Origin of the sequence: Vibrio rhodolitus (assembly GCF_003350325.1) — a bacterium.
In the GTDB taxonomy this organism is placed as follows: Bacteria; Pseudomonadota; Gammaproteobacteria; order Enterobacterales; family Vibrionaceae; genus Vibrio; species Vibrio rhodolitus.
On sequence record NZ_QLYZ01000026.1, the window covers coordinates 82,460 to 104,613 of the forward strand.

Here is a 22,154-nt window from a genome sequence, read left to right on the forward strand (position 1 = left end):
CCGCATAAAGAGCAGCAGAGAGCGAGTACTCATTCAAACCACATCAAAAATTCCAAAATTGAATCACTTGATGTGCTTTCTCTGGATGAGAGAATTTAATTTGATCCATGCTAGGAACACCTTGCAACGCTGGGTTGTTCGAATAGCCAAAGCCTTCACTTGGCATCCCACCCGGTCCCATGGTTAACTGTTGATTTCCATCATTATCTTGATAAGCAAAAATCGCATATTTGCCAACCGGAATATTGTCTAGCTGCACCCCGGCTGTAACCTGCGCGACTGAATACCCTTGTGCGTGAATACTTGGCATACCCATCAGATTATCCTTTTCACCATACACCAACACAATCACAGGACCATCGCCTTTAATGTTGGCCACTTTAACAGTGATCGGCGCAAGCCCTTTCTCATTCACGACAATCTCTGGCGCGGGCTCTGCTTGAAACCACACAGATAGCAATAGCCCAGCAGCTATAGCTCCACCGCCACCCAAGCTCCAACGTTTAATTTGTGAGAGAGTTGCTTTGGATTCTCGCATCCAAGCAGGTATCCAAATTGAGGCTAAACAGATAAGTATTAACCACTCATAGTGACTACTGAATCGCTGCGCAAAAAGCATCGGAGCCATTAAATAGATCATTACTGTATGCCAAGCGAAAACTTGCAAAGAGTGACGACCAATATAAGCAAGCGGTCTTGCCTCTAACCAAGTCGGTCTAAACTTAATAACCACGGCAATTAAATACGCCCATAAAGTTATATTGAGCAAGCGCAACCAGCCTAATTCGGGTTTATCAGCTAATCCATACAGTACGCCTTGATGAATACCTAAACTTAAGAAAGCGCCATGATGCGCCGCCAGTATCAGCAGTGCCAAAGACCCAACCAAAATCGTAGCCGGTTTAGAATACCAATTGAACGCAGGTTGATGACTAGCAAAACCGACAGCTGATGCACCGACAAATAACAGTTGCCATGCAAACGGGTCAAAATACCCTGTTTGTAATGCCACATCGGGTAGCAAACTTATAAGAATCGCTTCAGAGACATAAGCACTAGCCGCCCATATCAAAACGCTAACGAGCAACACCCAAACTACCCAACCTCGTCGATAAGCAGCGATAACAAAAGGCAGTAACGCCATATACATGATGTAAAGAGGAAGAATTTCTAAATAGCTGGGTTTGTTGATCAGAAATACACTTAACAGAATCGAAGACCAAGGCGATTCGGCAAAGCTACCCAAGTTCGGTTCGATCACCGAGGCAAAATCAGGAAGATAAGCCAAACAGTAGGCAAACCAAGCAAACACAATCACAAGGCATAACAAGTGATAGCGATAAATGCTTGCCACTCGACTCCAAGCTTTTTCACGTATTTCGAGATTTGAAAGTTTGGGTCGGCTATAAATTGCACCCGCCAAAAAACCAGAGACGAGTATAAAACCTTCGGCTGCACCAAACTGCCCAAGAGGCTGTAAACTAAATAATTGAATGACTGAGTTACCACCACTTATCCAGATTAAGTGATTAACCGTCATAATGACAAGTAATAGACCTCGGATCGAGTCCAAAGCGGGAATACGCTTCATAAATACAAAATCCTTTGCAAATTGACAAATGAGTTCCAACAGCGCGTGCTGTCATAAAGGTCATCATTGTGTCGGATTTTGTAATGGCTCTTCTGACCAATTGTGCTTTGAAGGTGATCTTGCTCGCTATGATAGAAATTTACTCAGAACAACAGCCAATATAATTAAAACTGCTACCCCGTCGGCAAATCAGAAGTTACTAATATGTAAAAAATTGCTCATAAATCAAATATCCCTTACCTTAATCACAAAGAACTTAAATCAATAACAACCAAATAGTTAGTTTGTGCAACATTTTGGCGGCCAGGGAAGAAATTTAATGCTTATTGAAGGATTCTCAAGTTTAGAACTTATCAATCAAGGGACTCAAACTTCTGTTTTCAAAGCAAAGAGAAACACAGATAAAAAAACCGTCGCACTCAAAGTGCCAAGCGATCCGTTTCCGACCTCAAGGCAAATCGCAGCGCTTAAACGGGAATACCAAGTACTATCTTCACTCAAAGGTAGAGACTTTCCGGTTGCGGTAGATTTTTTTGAGTTTAAAAACTCAGCTTGTACGGTAAGAGAGTGGGTAGATGGAATTACATTAGCTGAGTATCAAGCCAGCCATCAGATTTCGGTAGCAGAAACGCTAAATATCGGTATCGCGATAGCAAAATTACTCGGTCAATTGCATCAACAAAATTTTTGTCATCGTGACCTCTCACCAGCTAACGTATTAATCAATCCCATCACCCAACGCATTTCGTTAATTGATTATTGCTCGGCACTTGAGCTACCCAACCGTGCCCGCAATATAATAAAGCCAAAGTTCGTTGAAGGTTGCCGAGCTTATATGTCGCCAGAGCAAACTGGTCGTATGAATCGAGGGTTAGATTTTCGGACGGACTTCTACTCGTTTGGTGCGGTTATGTACCACCTTGTCTGTGGACAACGACCATTTGAAACGCAAGATATAAACGAAATCATTTTTAGCCACATAGCGCTAGAGCCCAAAACTCCGCACCTTGTAAATCCCGAGCTTCCCCACACCTTGTCGCGAATTATTCTAAAACTGATGAGTAAATCGCCTGATCACCGTTATCAGAGCGCACAAGGTATCGAAGCCGATCTAAGACGATGTTTACATGAACTGCAAGAATCCAAATCTATTAGTGACTTCTCGCTAGCTCAAAACGACTTGCACGACTGCTTTATCATTCCAGACAAAATATATGGGCGTGAACGAGAGAAAGCCTGGCTACTTGAAGCATTTAATCAAACCAGCAACAACAATGGTCAACTAGTTTTTATTGCCGGGCACTCGGGGATCGGCAAAACCTCGCTAATTAAAGAGCTATATCGCCCTTTAATTGAACGAGACGGCTATATTGCCAGTGGTAAATATGATCAAATACTGCGCCATCAACCTTATTCAGCTTTCTTGCAAGCTCTGAGTAGTTTTATTAAGCAAATCATTGCGGAAGAGCAATCAATAAAGGATATCTGGCGAAACGCGATTCTTGAAGCGATTGGTAATAATGGACGCGTGATCATCGATGTTTTGCCTGAGTTAGAAGCCTTGATTGGTCCCCAACCAGAAGTCAATGAGCTCGCATCAGAAGCAGCATCGACTCGCTTTAGCACCACTCTGTACAACTTTATTTATGCACTTAGCCATGCGCATACACCTCTGGTTTTGTTTATCGATGATCTGCAATGGATTGATACGCCAAGCTTAACGCTACTCGAAACATTAGCACCTTCAATTAGCGACTCTAAAATGCTAATCATTGGCGCCTATCGTGATAACGAAGTCGATCGTAACCACCCCCTAAAGTTAACTATGCCGAGTTTGCGACAGTCTTGCCACAACACATCGTCTGTAACCCTGTCCCCACTTGAAGAAACAGACCTATTAACAATGCTGGAGGAGACGATTGACCTTCCGCAAGCAGAACTAGAAAAATTAAACCAATTACTGATATCGCGCACCAACGGTATTCCTTTGATTTACCGCACCATGCTCACTACTTTCCACAATCAAGGGCATGTTTTTTTCGACTATGAGCACAAACAATGGCAGTGGGATGCATCTGCCGTTAGCGCGATGCCTGCGGCTGAAAACTCGGTCGAAATGCTCAAATCTAGTTTCAATGAACTCCCTGATAAAACTCTAGAGTTGCTTAAAATCGCTGCTTGTATTGGCAACTCTTTTAGATTGTCACTTCTTTCCTATCTCGCGCAATCATGCAAAGTAGACGTGGCGAAAGCTTTAATACCAGCGGTCTCAAAAGGGTATATCCAGCCTTTGGATGATGATTTTGAGCTTCACTCAACCTTCGAGCAAGATTCTGATGTGGTGATTAAATTCTCTCACGACCGAGTTCATCAAGCGCTCTATGATCTTGTCTGCGAAGCTGAGCAGAAACAGTACCACTGGCAAATCGGTCAGCAGTTATTGCTTGAGATGGAGAAAAATAAAAGCGACACCCTGCTTTTTGACTGTGTCGAGCATCTAAATCAAAGTGATGGCAAAGCCAATCTCGAAGAAATAGTGACGCTTGTTGAACTGAACTTACGAGCAGGTGTCAAAGCCAAACAATCCGCAGCCTACAGTATCGCTTACTCTTGCTTAAATGTTGCTAATCGACACATCACTCAGCACCAATTGCAACGCTATCGTGTTGAAGTATTGATCGAGTTTGCCCAAGCCTGCTATTTAGTCGGTAAGTTTGAGCAAGCCGAGGCAATCTATAGACAGGTGGGTGAATACGTCGAACATGACCGACAAAGGATCAGACTCGCTTGCATTCGAGCAAATCACTACCACCATCAAGGACGATATCAAGAATCCGTCGAACAAACTCTGCAAGTACTTGAACTACTTGGCATCGTCTTACCCGATAGTGACGAAGCGTTACTTGAGTTATTTGCTAAAGAGCAAGCAAGAATAAACGATTATCTTGAACACAACGATGTACACAGCCTCTATGCTCAACGTGAGATAGAAGACCTAGACCTTCACCTAGGTCAAGAGTTGCTCTTTGAGTTATTTGGTGATGCCTACTTGCTCGGACGCGCACCTCTACTCGCGGCAGCGGCGGCAACAAGTGTTCGCATCTCCATCGAAAACGGCAGTTGTCCTGCCGCCTCTGTAGGCTTAATTAACTACGCTACTGTACTTTGCTCGAGCGGAGACTATGTTAACGGCTACAAACTTGGCTCTGTTGCCATTCGATTGGCAGATAAATATCAAAACCCTACATTTAAGAACTATACCTATCACGTATATTCTCTTGGTATAAACCATTGGCAGCAGCCATTAAGCTCGAGCTATCACTACTGGCACGAAGCCTCAAAAATTTCCAAAGAATCAGGCTCTCCATATGCGGGTTGGGTTTTCTTACAACTCCCCCACCTATTGCTTGCCTCTGGAGCCAAGCTACAAGAAGTAGAAAAACAGATGTTGGATAGTGAAAATTACCTCAATACCAATCATCTGGGTGATATTTCTAAATTGCTTAACATCATTGTTGAGCAGCCATGGCGTCATTTAACCGGAAAAACTGACAGCTTTGCTAGTTTGGATGATGCCCAGTTCTCAACTCAAGCATTAATGGATGAATATCAAGACTCGCCATTTTTCTTGGGTCATACCATTTACGCTATGTTGCGAGCCACACTATTAGCGCGCAATATCCAACCTGTTGACCTAATCGAGCAATGGCTTCCAGTAATTGAAAACACAGTACAAGCTCAAATTATTTTGGTCGATAGCTTTTTTTATGCAGGTTTACACCTTACTGCGAATTGCAAACAGTTAATGGGCGATAAACAAGAACATCAGCTCAAACTGATTGATGACATAATTGCTAGGTTTGCGCAGTGGGCAGCGCTTTGCCCAATCAATTACCAACATAAATATGACCTGTTGCTAGCCGAGCGTTATCGCTTACAAGGCGAACCAATGCTAGCTCTTGATCACTATGAACGATCCCGCGAGTATGCGTTAGAGTCTCAGCAGTTAATGGATGCCGCTTTAAGCGATGAGCTCTGCACTTATTTTTGGCTCAACGAAAACAAAAACTATCAAGCAAAGATTTACTTTGAGCGAGCGATTAAAGGTTATGAGCAATGGGGCGCAACTGGCAAAGTAACTTGGCTTGAAAAGCAATTACCTCAGCTTAGCCAAGCAAAAGCAAGCCTTGAGCGCGACAAGCTAAATACCTCTCTTAACGCGACAGTGAATACCGAAAGTTTTTCAGCCAGCATTGACATGACATCTGTGGTTAAAGCTTCACAAGCCATATCGCAACACATTCAGCTAGACAGTTTGGTGGAGGAGCTGCTCAATCTCGCGGTGGAAAATGCAGGAGCAACACGAGGGATACTTCTACTCGAGAAGGATGGGACATTCTGCGTCTCGCACCATTTCCAAAAGAACTCACACCACATTGAACCACAACGGGTTAAATTTAGTGATTCAGCCGCGCTATCGCATGCCATTGTTCGTGCGGTAATCAATATCGGCAAGCCGGTTGTTTATTCAACGACAGATAACTTCGAGCAATTTAGTCGTTGTAACTACCTCTCTGACAAAAAGAACATTTCGGTACTGTGCCTACCGATCATTCGCCAAGAAAAAATGTCCGGGATCTTGTATCTTGAAAATACGCATGTTTCAGATGCATTCCAACCAGAGCGCATTCAAACCCTTGAAATCATTGCCTCTCAAGCCGCTATTTCGCTGGAAAATGCGCAAATGTATCGCGATTTGCAAGCGCTTAACAAAAACTTGGAAGAGAAGGTTCAAGAGCGAACGGAAAGCCTATCCAAACTTAACCACCAGCTAAGACAGACTAACAGTGATCTCTATACGCTTTCCACCACAGATCGACTCTCTGGCTTGTATAACCGTGGCTATATTGAAGAGAAGCTGGTTCAAACGCTCAATAATTGTATTCAATCGAACCAGTCATTCTCACTGTTGATGTTAGACATAGACCACTTTAAATCGATCAATGATAGATATGGTCACAACAAAGGTGACCGCGTTATCGTGAACGTTTCCCAAAAGATCCTCAAAGCGATAGAGCAAGAAGACTTAGCTGGTCGCTGGGGCGGAGAGGAGTTTCTCGTCCTTTGCACCACCGATATTGAAGGCGCTTGTGCTCGAGCAAACAGCATACGCACGGCGATCACTTCAATTGAATTGCCCGACTCAAGCCATGTAACCGCCAGTATTGGCGTTACTCAGTATGCGATCGGAGACACTGAAGACTCGATTTTAAATCGGGTTGACCTTGCTCTGTATGAAGCGAAAAACAGCGGGCGAAATCAAGTCATCATCAAACTCAAACAGTAGATACAGGACGTTTACTTTATGCAGTCAAACCTCGACAAAAATAATAGCCGAGATGTAAAACGTGCGCTTTTAGTTGTCACAAGTCACACAGAAATGGAAGGAACCGGGAAAAAAACAGGTTTTTGGTTCGATGAACTAGCCACACCCTATTGGCATTTTTACGATGCCGGATACGAAGTCACCATTGCTTCAATAAAAGGCGGCAAAGCGCTTCCAGATCCGCTAAGTATTGATGGTGAGTTTGCCACTCCTGAAGTACACCGATTTAAAAGTGACAAAAAAGCGTTAGAAAAACTTGCCCATACGCCTTGTGTCGATGATCTTGATGCCTCGGGCTTTACCTTTATATTTCTCTGCGGCGGTCATGGCACGCTATGGGATTTCAAACAAAGTAAAGGGCTTGCGCGCTTGGTAAGTCAGTTTTACGCCGCAGAAAAACTGATTGGTTCAGTATGCCACGGACCAACTGGCTTGTTATCAGCCAAAAAACCAGACGGTTCTCCGCTAGTAGAAGGCTTAAAACTGACTAGTTTCTCTGATGAAGAAGAAACCTTAACCCCAATCCAATACATCGAAGCGCTGCCGTATCACATCCAAGATGCACTTGTTGAGCAAGGGGCTCTCTATCAATGCGAGCAACCGAATGCACAGTTTACTGTCTGGGGACAAGGATTGATCACTGGGCAAAACCCTGCGTCTGTCGCGCTAGTCTCGAAGACAATTCTAGACACACTAGAGAAAAAACAAGTCTGGGTCGATACTGATATTTCGATTGGCGCAGCAAGTGAGTCAGGCTCACCTTGTGATGTTGATGACGCCTACGCCATGCTGCATTTATTTAACGCCACCAATATCAAAGTTCGTGGTATCAGTGCCGTTGCAGGAAATACCGATGTAAATACCGCGACCAATTTAGCCCGCATCCTAACTAACAAGTATGGACCGATTGGCTTGCCTGTCGTAAAGGGGGCGGCAACACCTTTAGACATAGAAAATGTGCAAGACAATGACGCAACAATCGCCTTAGCCAAGGAGTTACGCCAACGTTCCCTTACCATCGCAGCGCTTGGTCCGGCGACCAATATTGCGACACTGATTTTGCTTTACCCTGAACTGGCTAGCAACATCGAACAAATTGTTCTGGTAGCAGGTAGAAGTAGTACTCAGCAAAGCTTTATCGCAGGTCCCAAACAAGCGACGCCGTTCCATGATCTCAATTTCGACCTCGACCCAGATGCATTTCGCATCATTTTAGAGAGCGGCATTCCGGTGGTACTCGCACCTTTTGAACTTGCGCATAAAGTCTGGCTCACCGCTGAAGATATTGCAGAGCTAGGTGAGCACGCAGGGGTTGGTCAGTATCTCGCTCAGCATACGCAGCCATGGCTAGATATGTGGCAAACAGAATTTGGCACCGAAGGCTTCAATCCTTTTGATGCACTTGCGGCAGGGTTTATTGTTAATCCTAACCAATTTAAGTTCGAACAATTAAATGTAGAGTTTCGCATCGCCGCTGATGATGTACAAAGTGGCAAATATGCCAAAGCGACCCAGTTCAAACCCTATTTAGTCGCTAACAGCGAGTGTAAAAGTCCATATCGCGTATTGTACTGCTATGACGTGGAAAAAGAGTTTAGTAAGCAACTGCTTACCAACATTGCTACACCGAATGATCCATCTAAATACATCACATCGGTATCCCATCTCAATATAATCGTCGATGACGTAGAAAAAGCGACCGCCTTTTACAAACGTACGCTCGGCTTTGAGAATGCGTTTGATGCTCAAGGTAACCCAATGGATTACCCTCATCTTACGCTCGCTTCTTTCGCCAAAGATGCTGGATTTGAAGATGGCAAAGTTGATGTCGATATCCGTTTTCTGCACCATCCAACCGCCGGACTTTATCTCGAGTTGATGTGTTATCACACGCCAAAAGGTGAACAAAAGATCACCATCAAAAACACCAACGATATGGGCGGTATTCGCCATGCAGCCTTAGAAGTTAGCGACATTATGGTCGCGTTTAACTACCTAAAAGATCAACCAGGAGTTGAAATCGTCCGCTATCCTGACGGGCGCAACAATGATGATGGTTTGAGCCCTCCAATGGTGCTTTCCCCTTTCCCAATGTCGTTTTTCTATTGGCGTGATCAATATGGTGTCCAATGGGAAATGGAGTGTGGTCGCGAACGCGGTTATTTGAGAGGTATCTAACCTATCCCCCGAAGCAGCTGAGAGTGAGCTATTCGCCAGCTTGCTTCGGGTTAACTCAAGGAAGATTATGAAAAAACTAGGTCACAAATTGGTGCTCTTGCTGGTTATATTGCTCAGCCCTGCGCTCCTTGCCAGCGAGTTTGACTATCGTGCAGAGCTGTTCTTTGGTTTATCTATTCCAAGTGGTGGTGACGTGACAAACCAGCAATGGCAAGACTTTGTCGATCAGCAAATCGTGCCTAAATTCCAAGGTTTCAACATTCTTGATTCAATGGGTTATTGGCAAGGTGAGCAAGAGAACGCCAAAATCGTCACGATTCTTTTAACCGAGACACAAATTCCTTTAGCGCGGGAAATTGCTCAAATCTATGCTAAACAATTTGAGCAAGACTCAGTGATGTTGGTGCTTAGCTCTGTTACTAAGACCGAATTTATTCAAGCGAAGTAGCTCTGTCATGAGCTACTGAATAATGCCTAGTTGACGTAACTTACGATAAACCGTATTGCGGCTGATACCGAGCAGCTTAGAAGTGCGGCTGACATTTTGATTCTGCGCTTGATAAGTGGCGAGTAGCTGCTCCTCTAACGTTTGCTTTAAGCCTCTTTGTGATTCGTCGCCTATTGCAGGTTGCGCTACCATGCTGTTTCGTAGATGTGATGGAATATGCTCTAACTGCGTAAACCTCTCGCCTTGGCTTATTAAGGCAGCAACTTTCAACACATTATCCAACTCGCGAACATTGCCAGGCCATGTGTAATTCATAAGTAGTTCTAGCAACTTAGCATCCAGAGTTTGCTCAGGCTGAGCATACTTACGGTAAATGCTCTCAATCAAAGCGGGTTTATCCTCTCTTTGACGCAAAGCAGGCAGCGAAATCTCAAGACCATTTAAACGATAATAGAGATCTTGCCTAAACTTGCCTTGCTCAACTAAATCAAGCAAGTTTTGATGGGTAGCGGCAATGACTTGAATATCCACTTTGTGTTGCTGAGTCGAGCCAAGTGGCGTGACTTCTTTGTCTTGTAATACACCAAGCAGACGGCACTGCGCTTCAAGCGGCATCTCACCAATTTCATCCAAGAACAAAATCCCCTTATCTGCTTGACGGATCTTACCAAGATAACCTTTACTACTCGCCCCGGTAAACGCTCCTGCTACGTGTCCAAATAACTCGGATTCAATCAGGTTGCTGGGTAACGCCCCGCAGTTTACGTTGACCAGCGGTTGCTTTGCTCTATCACTGTATTTATGAAGCGCTTTCACAAACTCGCCCTTACCTGCCCCGGTTTCTCCGCTGATCAGCAGCGAAATATCATTGCCAAGGATCTTCGTTGCTTGCTGCCAAGCACTCTCAATTTGCGCATCGCCAGCGTGTAAACAGTGAGCGGCATTTTTCACTGCACTTGGTGATTTTTTGCTATCAAGTCGCTGACTATAAGTAATGATGGCTTGATGCTGTGAAGCTTGCTGTAATAGTTCATCCACGTTACTGCCAAGCAGTTGTTGGACATCCAGCAGTTGTGTCGCAACCCGATTATGCGCCACGATGTTACCATCGCCATCAGCAACCAACACCCCTTCCCAACTTGATTGCAGCACTGATTCTTTGATCGCCATACTGACGCGCAGTGACGCATTAGGGACTTGGCTCAATAAGTGATTTTCCACCAGCTGTGCCATGTTGTAGACCACCAGCTTTGTTGCTTCATCATGTTTTTGCTGCTCACTGGTAACATCCAGCACACCTATGATGTCGCCTCGCGGTCCATAAATTGGGCTCGCAGTACAACTTATAAAACGATGGGAACGAATGAAGTGCTGATCACCCACCACCGAAACAGGCTTTTTCTCAATTAACGCCGTACCAATCGCATTGGTGCCTTTTAGGCGTTCTAGCCAACAAGCACCTGTATTCAACGCGATAGCAGTCAGTTTGTCGCGAAATCGCTCCTGCCCCCAACTACCGACTAACACACCATCAACATCTGAGAGAATTAATCGGCTGTCGGTACGCGCCATCATTTGGTTAAACAAAGGTAAAGCGCACAATTCCACTGCCGAGATCAGAGCCTTTGCTTGGAATTTTCTCTCTTGCAGAGAGGAGCGTGGGATCTGGGTATCGTGTGGTTTTTTCTTCTCATTTAACCCTGCAGCACTGCTGCGATTCCACGAAGACATCAACCAATCATGTGCTTTAAGTGCTTGTAATTCCATAACTGTTCCAAAGTTGAGCAACATAAGTGTTCCAAATTGGAACACTGAACACCTAAATCAGTGACAACCATCGGAGTACAAGCTCCGCCACCTGATATGTTATTAATTATCAATCATAGTGTTACATAAATTTAACATCAAATCGCACTAGGTTGGTCTGTGACTTGCGTAACCCTCTACGACAAACATCACTGTTGATTGCAGTGCTCACAACACATTTCTGATCACAAAGGAAGGAAGTCACATGATTTACGCTCAACCAGGTACGGAAAACGCAGTTGTTAACTTCAAATCACACTATGACAACTACATTGGCGGCGAGTGGGTAAAACCGGTTGCGGGAAACTATTTTGACAACAGTTCTCCGGTTAATGGTGAAAATTTCTGTAAAGTAGCGCGTTCAAGTGCTGCAGATATCGAGCTTGCGCTTGACGCAGCACATGCGGCTAAATCAAGCTGGGCGAAAACGAGTGTTACAGAGCGCGCTAACATTTTGCTCAAAATTGCCGATCGTATAGAAGAGAACATTGAAGAGTTGGCAGTGGCTGAAACGTGGGAAAACGGCAAACCAGTACGTGAAACTTTAGCGGCGGATCTACCATTAGTCGTTGATCACTTCCGCTATTTTGCAGGTTGTATTCGCGCCCAAGAAGGCAGCGCAGCGGAACTTGACCAAAACACTGCCAGCTACCACTTCCCTGAGCCTATTGGTGTTGTTGGTCAAATCATCCCTTGGAACTTCCCTATGCTGATGGCGGCGTGGAAGCTCGCACCTGCGCTCGCTGCTGGTTGTTGTGTGGTGTTAAAGCCAGCAGAGCAAACGCCAACCTCAATTTTAACGCTAATGGAAAAAATCGGTGACTTAATTCCTGCAGGTGTCGTTAACGTGGTAAATGGCTTTGGCGCAGAAGCTGGTCAAGCGCTAGCAACCAGCACCCGCATCGCCAAACTTGCCTTTACCGGTTCAACAGAAGTGGGTAACCACATTCTAAAATGCGCCGCTGACAACCTCATTCCTTCAACCGTCGAGCTGGGGGGTAAATCACCAAACATCTACTTCCCTGATATCTTTGACCACGAAGATGCATACCTTAATAAGTGCGTAGAGGGCTTGCTACTGGCTTTCTTTAACCAAGGTGAGGTGTGTACCTGCCCATCGCGTGTGCTGGTGCATGAGTCGGTTTATGACAAGTTTGTCGCCAAAGTGGTTGAGCGCGCACAATCAATTCAACAAGGCAATCCACTAGATACTGATACCCAAGTTGGCGCACAAGCTTCACAAGAGCAGTTTGACAAGATCTTGAGTTACCTAGAAATTGGGCGTCAAGAAGGTGCACAAGTGCTGTTTGGTGGCGATATCGCTCAGCAAGATGGTGATCTGCAAAATGGTTACTACATCAAGCCAACGCTACTGAAAGGTCACAATAAGATGCGCGTTTTCCAAGAGGAAATTTTTGGTCCGGTAATCGCCATCACCACCTTTAAAGACGAAGAAGAGGCGCTCGCGATTGCTAACGATACCGAGTATGGACTTGGCGCCGGCGTTTGGACCCGTGACGCAAACCTTGCTTATCGTATGGGACGTAACATAGAAGCAGGTCGAATTTGGATTAACTGCTACCATGCCTATCCTGCACACGCTGCTTTCGGTGGTTACAAGAAATCTGGTATTGGACGTGAGACACACAAGATGATGCTCGATCACTACCAAAATACCAAGAACCTGTTAATTAGCTACGATGTGAACCCATTAGGGTTCTTCTAAACCCTTTCCCTAGTAGTTTTGAGCGCCATTTGGCGCTCTTTTTTCGTCACAGCCTGCGCGTTTCCCTTATCAATGAAAGCACATGAAAGCTAATCTCAAGCACAAAAAAGCACCGTGAGAATCACTTCCCACGATGCTCATACACTCAACAATGCAGACGCGCTTTTATATCACTATTGATTGTTACGACTATTCATCAATATAAATCGACACTTTACCTGTATGCGCTCGAACTAATGCATGGGCATGAGTATAGCCAACGACCTTATCTTTAATATAAATGTAGGCTGCGCAGATAAGCGCTAGCACTGTAAAAGTAAATAAGGCGTGCATACTCAAGAACCAAGCGAATATGGCGGTAAGAAACGCGATAAAGGTGACCATGCGACTGCTTGTCATCACCTGACCTAACTTTTTATTCATAACTCCTCCTATTGCGAGAAAAGCACGAACAAAACCTTGATGAGTTTGGTTAGTGGCAAACTCGATATTGTGACGAGTTTGCCAAGACATTATCGCGAGGTTTGTAACCGAAAAACCGACCAAAGATCCCAATTAGCACAAAATACGATAACAAGATATTAATCTGCGACTCTCTGCACAAACCAAAACCTATTCCTGTCAATTAAACATAATTAGCCGTTAGACATGATAGGCGTCGATAAAGAAATAGACCGTCATAAACACGCTAGATAGGGTGACAAAATGGCGAATGTATTGAGGGTTGACCTTGCGCGAGACTCGCGCAGCCAAATAACCGCCAATGACACTACCGACAAGAACCGCGATTCCGGGTAACCAGGCAATAGCATCTTGCCAAATGAAGATAATGATCGCGCTGAGTGAAACACAACTTGATACCAGCAGTTTAAGCCCGTTCATTTGATTGATATCTGTGTATTTAGCTACAACCAAATAACTCAAAACAATAATACCAAGACCGGCATTAAAGAAGCCGCCATAAGTGCAAACTAGAACCAGCATCAGCGCCAATAGTAGTTGCGCGCCTTGTAAGTTTGCCAATCGCTCGCTTAATCGCTCACCAGCCACAAATAGCACTGTGGCAAAAAGTAATAGCCATGGAATAACTTGGGTGAATAACTGCTCCGGTATATTGATCAGCAAATACGCACCCAAAGCACCTCCAATTAAACTGAGCAATACAATTGGCAGTACTACCTGTGGTTGGCGTGCAATATCGCGTCGGAAACCATAAGCTCCGCTCACATAGCCCGCACTAACGGCGAATGTGTTGGTAGCGTTTGCTCCTATTGGTGGTACACCAACAAACATTAACGCCGGAAACGTAATAAAACTGCCCCCACCTGCGACGCTATTTAAAATGCCGCCAACAACGCCTGCGGTAACTAATAACCACCAATCCATCCAAACCTCCATGTTAATGACAACATTCTAAATACTTACGGTCATTAATAACATTCAACTTTAGGCAAAGCTACTCGGCTAGCTCTAACGCAATCTCGCGCCAGTCTTGCAGTTCTTCTCTGAGCAATTGCGTCTGTTTTGGGGTCATTTGCTGGATTATTTCGAGAGTGTAACGCTGCGCAAGGTCAGTATTAAATTCGATTCGCTGGGCAAGCTCTGCGGAATAAAATTGTTCGGGTTGGTAAACCAACGCTTCGAGTGCATCTTGCAACGCACCTTTATCACCGCGGGTGGCAAACATCTTAGTCAATTCAACTCGAATCTGAGTTTGATATTGACTCCAAAGTGGCGTCGTCACCTTCCATTGTTGAGCCCACAGCTCGGTAGATTGCAGTTGGGATGGCGTTAAGTCCCCAAGCCATTCATTTAAACCTTCTTCTAGCCGCTGGCGATATACCTCTCTTAGCTCTGCCTCACTCTTTTGGGCATATTTTCTTTTGAACTTGATGTGACGAACCCGTATTTCGTTCATCAACTGCTCTACCTGAGCATCACTCATGTTACTGACAAACTCGACAATGCTGGGAGTAAAATGGCGAAAAAGTCGCAATGAGTGTTGGCGAAATTTATTCTGCTGGGTAACTAACTGTTCTTGAGTGAACTCTCGCGGTTCTATGCTCATCAACTCGTCTAAGTGGGTTATATACTGGGGTATTTCGCTCTGCTTGTGCCAAGGGGTTGCTGCTTGTATCGAGTCGCTTAACAAGCTCTGCTGTGTTCGGTTAAGGTCAACAAATTCTTCAATGTATTGCTTGGCAAACCAGTCTAGATTGTCATAGACCAACTTAGTCCCACAACCAACTAAAGTAAGCGACGCCAACAATATAAACCACAAGCGTTTCATAAATATCCCGTCTATAAATCACACCTTTAGTACGAAGTAATTTGCGCATAAGCACAATCGTACTCATTACAAAATTTACCTTAGCTTGACGTTTTGAGCCAAATTAACTTTGACAATAGCAGCAACTGCAATCACATTGATAACAAAAATAGTAAGACACATTAAGTGTCAACCAAGTAAGGAGAAAGTATGAGTCGTACCTTGATTATTGGCACGCTTGCTCTTGTCGCGTTGAGCGGATGCAGCTACCACACTGAGCCACAAAAACCTGTTCCTGCCATGTGTCAAAGCGGTGAGAACCTAGCTGGAGGCTGGCAAGATGCCGAGCTAACTCCAGATGCGCAGCAAGCTGTTAACACGTTACTTGATCGAATGAACAACGCCTCACCGCTTGAGTCGGTAACTCAGATCCGAACTCAGGTTGTCAACGGCATCAACTACGCCATCGAAGTGCAGCTTGAAAATGGTCAATATTGGCACGGTAAAGTTTATCGAAATATCCGTGGAGACTACCTAATTGACAGCGTTGCTCAGCAAGGCAAACTTTGCCCTTAGTTTGAGCTGCGTTCACTCGCTTGGCTTAAACCGTTGATCACTTTCTGATGGACAGCGCAGACCAAGCGAGCTTCTCTTTTCTTGCCGTATCAAGCATCATTTATCTATAACTTCCCCGCTAATTTTTTGACAACTCTCACATTAGCGACAACGCTAAATTAAGCGCTAAAAGAAAAATCATACGAATTGAACACAATCGAAGGGGAGCGATTATGAACAAATTCTTATTAACTGTTGGCTTGTGTACCATGTCTACATTGGGTTTTGCATCGGAGGCAGAAACCACTGACGCAAGCACTGCCACAGTAATGAAAAGCGACTGTAGTACTAATAAAAAATATTCAACTTGGCAGCCAACGAAACTGACTGCCGATGTCCATCAAGCCTTCAATCGTTTTACGCAAAACATTGATTCAGATTCATCGGTCAAACAAGTCTTACAAATACTCGCCCTAAATATGGATGGTCGCTACTTTGCCTTTGAAGTCGAGCTAAAAAACGGCGAAGTCTGGCATGGTAAAATTCACCACAATCCGAGAGGTGACTATTTAGTCAGCGGTATTCCCCACGAAGGAAAACTCTGTCCATAATGCCATGCAGGAACTTCAAACAACCGATACACAAAGGTCTTTGGTCAAATAATGATTCTGGCTACTGACAGATACAAAAAAGCGCAGTGACAGCACTGCGCTTACTATGCAACCAACTGGTTTAGTGGATTGGGGTTTCGTTTTTCGCGTAGAATTTACCGAAATACTCTTCAAGAACTTCTGGCGTTAACTCGCCTGCTTCCTCAAGACGTTTTAACTCAGCAGCAATCGCTTTTTGTTCATCAATTGATGGTAAAGCAACTTCTGGCTCGTCTGCTACTTGCTGAGACATCTCTTCTAGCTCTTTCTCAAAATCGCTCATGATTTCCACTTACCTTATAAATAACAACTTGCGCCAGTTTACTCATTTCATCACTGTTATTCTAGCGCTACTTAGTGCAAATCGTAGTGGCTAGGAATGCGTTGTGGCACATCATTTTTGCAATCTATTAATGAAAACACAGCTATATCCCTGCTTCTCATTCAGGACTAGAGTAAACCGTAGCAATGATAAAAATGTTCTTAAAACAAACTGATGGGTGCATTTTCAACCAAATACAATTTCTTTCAGTCAACATCGCGTAAATTTATGGCGAAGCAGATCAGTTTTTGCACTTTTATAGTTGCTTAACTACCTGATTATGATATCAAATCAACCTTGATTTAGGTTTTACAAAATATCATTATGATATTTCGACTGTAAGCCAAGTTTGCCATAACTACCGATGACGACGACGTAAGATTAGGGTCGAAATCGTAACCCGTTTAGGAGACCACATTCTGCCATGACCACAACAGCATTTAGTCAGCTCCAGCAATACCTCGAAAGCCAAGTGATTGGGCAGCAAGAATTAGTCAAACAACTATTGGTTGCGCTGCTCGCGGATGGTCACATTTTGGTCGAAGGACCTCCTGGTTTAGCAAAAACGCGTGCCGTGAAATCGCTGGCTGAATGTATCGAAGGTGAGTTTCATCGTATTCAGTTTACCCCTGACCTTCTGCCAGCAGACTTAACTGGTACTGATATCTTCCGCCCAGAAACCGGCGAATTTCAGTTCCAAGCTGGTCCAATTTTTAACTCATTGATCTTGGCAGACGAAATCAACCGTGCTCCGGCAAAAGTTCAAGCCGCGATGCTCGAAGCAATGGCAGAAAAACAAATCACCGCGGGACGTAAAACCTACCCGCTGCCAGATTTGTTTTTAGTCATGGCGACACAAAACCCAATTGAACAGGAAGGTACCTACCCTCTGCCAGAAGCGCAACTCGATCGCTTTTTACTTCACCTCAATGTTGACTATCCTGACGCTGAATATGAGTTACAAATTCTGCGTCTAAATCGTGGTGAAGCACGTGGTGATTCTGCACCCACACCGCCGGAACTTTCACAGCAGCAAATTTTCCAAGCACGCCAAGAAGTGCTTAACATTCATATGGCAGAGTCGATCGAGCAATACATTATTCGTCTCGTGATGGCAACACGTCAGCCAGAACAGTATGACCAAACGCTCGCCAATTGGGTCGAGATGGGCGTTAGTCCGCGAGCAACCATTGCATTGGATCGCTGTGCACGAGCCCATGCTTGGCTAGCAGGTAGAGACTTTGTGTCACCAGAAGATGTTCAAGAGATGGCTTACCCAGTGCTTCGTCATCGCTTGTTACTAAGCTACCACGCTCAAGCGGAAGGCATTTCTGCTAACCAAGTCATTGATAAGCTACTTTCACTCGTTGGCAGTGCTTAGAGGTTGTCATGGAGAATCTTTTCTCGCCGCACTCTAATGGTGTGGACTTGAATCTCGAAGAGTTGCTCTATTTTCGCAATCAAAGCGTTAAATGGTTGCCGCCTGCGCGTAGTTTGTGGTCGCAATTACTTGGGCATCACCAAAGCCGCCAGTTAGGTCGTGGGATGGACTTTAGTGAATCACGCCAGTATCAAGCAGGTGATGATATCCGGGCGATAGATTGGCGAGTCACAGCCCGCACGGGTAAGCCGCACACCAAGTTGTTCAGTGAGGAAAGAGAAAAGCCGTTAGTGCTTTATCTCGATCTTAGCCCTAGCATGTTGTTTGGTTCTCAATTAATGCTCAAATCTGTGCTTATGGCGCAGATGGCTAGCCTAATTGCTTGGTTAACGGTCGCTCAGCAGGATCGTGTTGGTGCCGTGATTGATACCGGTGATGAACTGGTTGAATTAAAGCCTATGGGGCGACAGCGTGGTCCGCTCACTATTTTGCAAACACTGGTCGAAATGCACAGCAAATTACTCAGCCAACCTAGGGCTCAGACAACCCATGGTTTTCAGCCTGCATTGCAAGCACTTCGTCGCCTCGCCCCTAAAGGGGGAGAGATCGTTTTCATAAGCGATTTTGTTCGGTTAACCGAGCAAGACACTCAAGCATTATCTCAGCTTAGACAGCACAATAGCGTTCGGTTTGTCCATATCTCCGATCCGCTTGAATATGGCTCGACCCACTACCGCGGGAACGAGAAAGTTTCTGATGGGAAGCGCACGCAATGGCTCAATTTCTCATCAAAAAAAGCACGCCAACAAATTGAATTGGCTTTTAATAATAAACAACAAGGCTTAAAGACGCTCGCACATAAAACAGGGATTAGTTTTTGCGCCTTGAATAGTGATAAACCACTATTGAATCAGATTTCTGGATGAATGTATGACCAGCACTAACAACGACTCGCTTCTACCGCTGCAAGACATGGCTTTACCTGCTGTACCTGATTGGCTTCCACTGGCTTGGGGATGGTGGGCATCTTTCGCTGCCGGGGCAATGACACTGATACTGATAGCCGTTTACTTTAGATGGAAAAAGAAACGTCTAGCTGCGAAGAAGACCGCCCTGATGTTGATCCAAAAAGAAAAACCCGCCGCAGCACTTGAGCTGGTGCGCCAAGCGGCACTTTGCTATTTCCCTCGCGAGCAAATTGCACAATTGACGGGCAAAGAGTGGTACGCATTTTTAGACTCTCAAGTCGATAACCCACTGTTCGAGGCCAATTTCGAACAGTGGCAAACGGTGCTGTATAGCAAACAGCCAATAACAAACAGTGAAGAGCTGGTTCAACATTGTTATCAGTGGGTTGAACAAGCACTTCCACCGAAAAAGAGGAAAGCATAGTTGGCAAATCTAGAATTTGTTTGGTGGCCACTTTTCTTACTACTGCCATTACCTTTGGCGGTCTATTTCCTGCTGCCATCAGCAAAATCTGACGCCCCTCTCTACCTGCCTTATCTGCCAGATAGTAGCGCCAGTAAAGCAACCCAGAGTGTAATGCCAAAGCTGTTGATGTCAGCGCTTTGGCTTTGCCTTGTTACCGCTGCGGCTCGCCCGGTTTGGTACGGTGAGCCTATAATTCAGCAAGCTGAGCATCGTGATTTAATGTTGGTCGTTGACCTGTCAGGTTCAATGGAACAAAAGGACATGCTTTATCAAGGCGACTACATTGACAGGCTCAGTGCGGTTAAACAGGTCCTCAACGACTTTATTGCCAAGCGAGACGGTGATCGCTTAGGTCTGGTCTTTTTTGCCGATCACGCCTATCTGCAAACACCACTTACGTTTGACAGAAATGCGGTGAATCAACAACTGCAACAAGTGGTTCTCAACCTTATCGGCAGCCGAACTGCGATTGGTGAAGGGATTGGTCTCGCGACCAAAACGTTTGTCGATAGTGAGGCTCCGCAACGCGTAATTGTGCTACTCAGTGATGGAAGCAACACTGCCGGCGTACTCGACCCGATTGAAGCCGCCGAAATCGCAAAAAAATATAAGGCAACGATCTATACGGTCGGTGTCGGTGCAGGAGAGATGGAAATGAAGCAGTTCTTTTTCTCTCGCACAGTTAACACAGCGCGCGATTTGGATGAGACAAGTTTACGCAAAATCGCTGAAATCACCGGCGGGCAATACTTCCGTGCGCGCAATAGCCAAGATCTCGCCAATATCTATCAGACGATCAACCAATTGGAACCAATAAATCAAGCTACCCAGACATGGCGCCCACAGCAAGAATGGTTCCGCTATCCGTTGGCAATCGCACTAGGGCTACTATTTGTATTGATTATTGTGAGAAGAAATCATGTCTGAATTTGTCTTCCTTTACCCAACATGGTTATGGCTTCTCGTCCCTTTGGTAGTGATTACCCTATGGTTGTGCAAACGTACCCGTTCTAAAAGCTTAATTGCCACCCACTTAAGTAAAGCGGTGCAGCAAGTGAGTCGCCATACAACTAAACAAATTGCACTTAGTCTTTGTTTGGGCGCATCTCTTGCCATCATAGCCCTAGCAGGACCGAGCTTTTCACAGGCAGAAAGACCAAGCTACACTAATACCAGTGCGCGAGTGTTGGTGATGGATATGTCTCGTTCTATGTACGCCAATGACATCAAACCAAATCGCCTGACGCAAGCACGTTACAAAGCGATGGATTTATTAAAGCTTTGGTCTGAAGGTCAAACAGGCTTAGTGGTTTATGCCGGCGATGCCTATTTAGCAAGCCCTTTAACCAAAGATAGCCATACCTTAATCAACCTCATTCCAAACTTGTCGCCTGATATCATGCCCTACCAAGGTGCTGATCTTATCGCCGCAATTAAACTTGCCATTCAAACCATGCAAAGTTCTGGCTATGCACAAGGCGATATTGTTCTTATCAGTGATGATGCGGAAGCCTCCGAGAGTGTAGAGATTCAATCCTTACTAGACAGCGGCGACTGGCGCTTGAGTATCCTAGCGGTTGGCACACAAGCAGGCGCCCCGATTCAACTACCCGACGGTGAGCTATTGAAAAATAGCAATGGTGCAACAGTTGTGGCTAAAACGCCGATTAACACGATGAGCCAGTTAGCCCTAGCAAGCCATGGACTTTTTGTACCGATACAAGCAGATAATAGTGATATCGATGCGATTAAGCGTTTTACTGAGCAAGTAGCAACGACCAGCAGCAACCAACAAAGCGACAAAATTCGTGATAGAGTCAACAGCGGTTATTGGTTGGTCGCGCTTCTATTAGTGCCAACATTATTGCTGTTTCGCCGTGGGGTTGTACTGATGGCGACACTCACCATCAGTAGTACATTTTTCCCCAACCCTGTGGCTGCCAACCCTTTCCTTAACAGCGATCAGCAAGGTTATCAGCTCTATCAACAACAAGCGTATCAATCCGCTGCTGAGCGCTTCTCAGACAAACGCTGGCAAGCCGTTGCGCAATATAAAGCTGGAGATTTCCAAGCTGCAGCGAATTCACTGCAGGGTCTAAACGATATCGATAGCCAATACAACCGAGCAAATGCATTGGCGCAGTTGGGCGACTATACACAAGCTAAACAACTGTATAAACAAGTGCTGGCACAAGACCCTCAGCATGAGGATGCACGAAGCAACCTCGCGATAATTGAGCAAGCAGAACAGCAACAGCAACAGCAACAGCAACAGCAACAGCAACAGCAACAGCAACAGCAACAGCAACAGCAACAGCAACAGCAACAGCAACAGTCTTCTGCCGATCAAAACAGTAGTCAACAAAATTCTCAGCAGGGTCAGCAGGGTCAGCAGGGTCAGCAGGGTC

General features: G+C 45.1%; 17 protein-coding genes. 11 read left to right on the plus strand and 6 right to left on the minus strand.

The features are described from left to right. Nucleotides 1-43: 43 nt before the first annotated feature. A complete protein-coding gene (gene opgC / locus DPF93_RS19150) occupies nucleotides 44-1,591 on the minus strand; it encodes an OpgC domain-containing protein (RefSeq protein WP_114767644.1) in 1,548 nt (515 codons plus the stop codon). Between the two features lie 319 nt (nucleotides 1,592-1,910). Between opgC and DPF93_RS19155 the strand changes: the two genes are divergently transcribed. The 3 genes from DPF93_RS19155 to DPF93_RS19165 all read left to right on the plus strand — a co-directional run bounded on the left by DPF93_RS19155 (nucleotide 1,911) and on the right by DPF93_RS19165 (nucleotide 9,603). Beyond that, nucleotides 1,911-6,938: a diguanylate cyclase gene (locus DPF93_RS19155; protein ID WP_114767645.1), complete on the plus strand. Its 5,028-nt coding sequence runs from the start codon at nucleotides 1,911-1,913 to the stop codon at nucleotides 6,936-6,938. 18 nt (nucleotides 6,939-6,956) lie between these two features. Next, nucleotides 6,957-9,155 carry a nucleoside hydrolase gene (locus DPF93_RS19160; RefSeq protein ID WP_114767646.1) on the plus strand — a complete coding sequence of 733 codons (2,199 nt, stop codon included), beginning with the start codon at nucleotides 6,957-6,959 and terminating at the stop codon, nucleotides 9,153-9,155. A gap of 67 nt (nucleotides 9,156-9,222) precedes the next feature. Then, a complete protein-coding gene (locus tag DPF93_RS19165) occupies nucleotides 9,223-9,603 on the plus strand; it encodes a DUF3574 domain-containing protein (protein ID WP_114767647.1) in 381 nt (126 codons plus the stop codon). Nucleotides 9,604-9,615: 12 nt separating this feature from the next. On the opposite strand, the gene DPF93_RS19170 is transcribed toward DPF93_RS19165, so the two are convergent. Further along, a complete protein-coding gene (locus DPF93_RS19170) occupies nucleotides 9,616-11,370 on the minus strand; it encodes a sigma-54-dependent Fis family transcriptional regulator (protein WP_114767663.1) in 1,755 nt (584 codons plus the stop codon). A 244-nt stretch (nucleotides 11,371-11,614) separates the two neighbouring features. On the opposite strand from DPF93_RS19170, the gene exaC reads away from it, so the two are divergent. Next, a complete protein-coding gene (gene exaC, locus DPF93_RS19175) occupies nucleotides 11,615-13,135 on the plus strand; it encodes an acetaldehyde dehydrogenase ExaC (RefSeq protein WP_114767648.1) in 1,521 nt (506 codons plus the stop codon). A gap of 189 nt (nucleotides 13,136-13,324) precedes the next feature. Here exaC and DPF93_RS19180 read toward each other — a convergent pair whose 3' ends face one another. The 3 genes from DPF93_RS19180 to DPF93_RS19190 all read right to left on the minus strand — a co-directional run bounded on the left by DPF93_RS19180 (nucleotide 13,325) and on the right by DPF93_RS19190 (nucleotide 15,425). Then, nucleotides 13,325-13,558 carry a hypothetical protein gene (locus tag DPF93_RS19180; RefSeq protein WP_114767649.1) on the minus strand — a complete coding sequence of 78 codons (234 nt, stop codon included), beginning with the start codon at nucleotides 13,556-13,558 and terminating at the stop codon, nucleotides 13,325-13,327. A gap of 219 nt (nucleotides 13,559-13,777) precedes the next feature. Then, nucleotides 13,778-14,521, minus strand: a complete 744-nt coding sequence (locus DPF93_RS19185) for a sulfite exporter TauE/SafE family protein (RefSeq protein WP_114767650.1) — start codon at nucleotides 14,519-14,521, stop codon at nucleotides 13,778-13,780. A 70-nt stretch (nucleotides 14,522-14,591) separates the two neighbouring features. Then, entirely contained in the window at nucleotides 14,592-15,425 is an 834-nt protein-coding gene (locus tag DPF93_RS19190; RefSeq protein ID WP_114767651.1) for a DUF6279 family lipoprotein, read from the minus strand. 189 nt (nucleotides 15,426-15,614) lie between these two features. On the opposite strand from DPF93_RS19190, the gene DPF93_RS19195 reads away from it, so the two are divergent. Together DPF93_RS19195 and DPF93_RS19200 are read left to right on the plus strand one after the other, a co-directional pair. Continuing rightward, nucleotides 15,615-15,980, plus strand: coding sequence for a cystatin domain-containing protein (locus DPF93_RS19195; RefSeq protein ID WP_114767652.1), 366 nt, complete (start codon nucleotides 15,615-15,617; stop codon nucleotides 15,978-15,980). Between the two features lie 212 nt (nucleotides 15,981-16,192). Then, nucleotides 16,193-16,570: a hypothetical protein gene (locus DPF93_RS19200; RefSeq protein WP_114767653.1), complete on the plus strand. Its 378-nt coding sequence runs from the start codon at nucleotides 16,193-16,195 to the stop codon at nucleotides 16,568-16,570. A gap of 121 nt (nucleotides 16,571-16,691) precedes the next feature. On the opposite strand, the gene DPF93_RS19205 is transcribed toward DPF93_RS19200, so the two are convergent. Beyond that, a complete protein-coding gene (locus DPF93_RS19205) occupies nucleotides 16,692-16,892 on the minus strand; it encodes a restriction endonuclease subunit S (protein ID WP_114767654.1) in 201 nt (66 codons plus the stop codon). A gap of 463 nt (nucleotides 16,893-17,355) precedes the next feature. Between DPF93_RS19205 and DPF93_RS19210 the strand changes: the two genes are divergently transcribed. From DPF93_RS19210 to DPF93_RS19230, 5 genes are all read left to right on the plus strand, one after another. Further along, nucleotides 17,356-18,312 (plus strand): AAA family ATPase, encoded by a 957-nt coding sequence (locus tag DPF93_RS19210; RefSeq protein ID WP_114767655.1) that lies wholly within the window; start codon nucleotides 17,356-17,358, stop codon nucleotides 18,310-18,312. Nucleotides 18,313-18,320: 8 nt separating this feature from the next. Then, nucleotides 18,321-19,238: a DUF58 domain-containing protein gene (locus tag DPF93_RS19215; RefSeq protein WP_114767656.1), complete on the plus strand. Its 918-nt coding sequence runs from the start codon at nucleotides 18,321-18,323 to the stop codon at nucleotides 19,236-19,238. Nucleotides 19,239-19,242: 4 nt separating this feature from the next. Beyond that, nucleotides 19,243-19,704 (plus strand): DUF4381 domain-containing protein, encoded by a 462-nt coding sequence (locus DPF93_RS19220; protein ID WP_114767657.1) that lies wholly within the window; start codon nucleotides 19,243-19,245, stop codon nucleotides 19,702-19,704. Continuing rightward, entirely contained in the window at nucleotides 19,705-20,673 is a 969-nt protein-coding gene (locus DPF93_RS19225) for a vWA domain-containing protein (RefSeq protein WP_114767658.1), read from the plus strand. Next, nucleotides 20,666-22,154: VWA domain-containing protein (locus tag DPF93_RS19230; protein ID WP_114767659.1), on the plus strand; the 1,489-nt coding region annotated here is incomplete at its 3' end. The genes DPF93_RS19225 and DPF93_RS19230, both read left to right, overlap by 8 nt.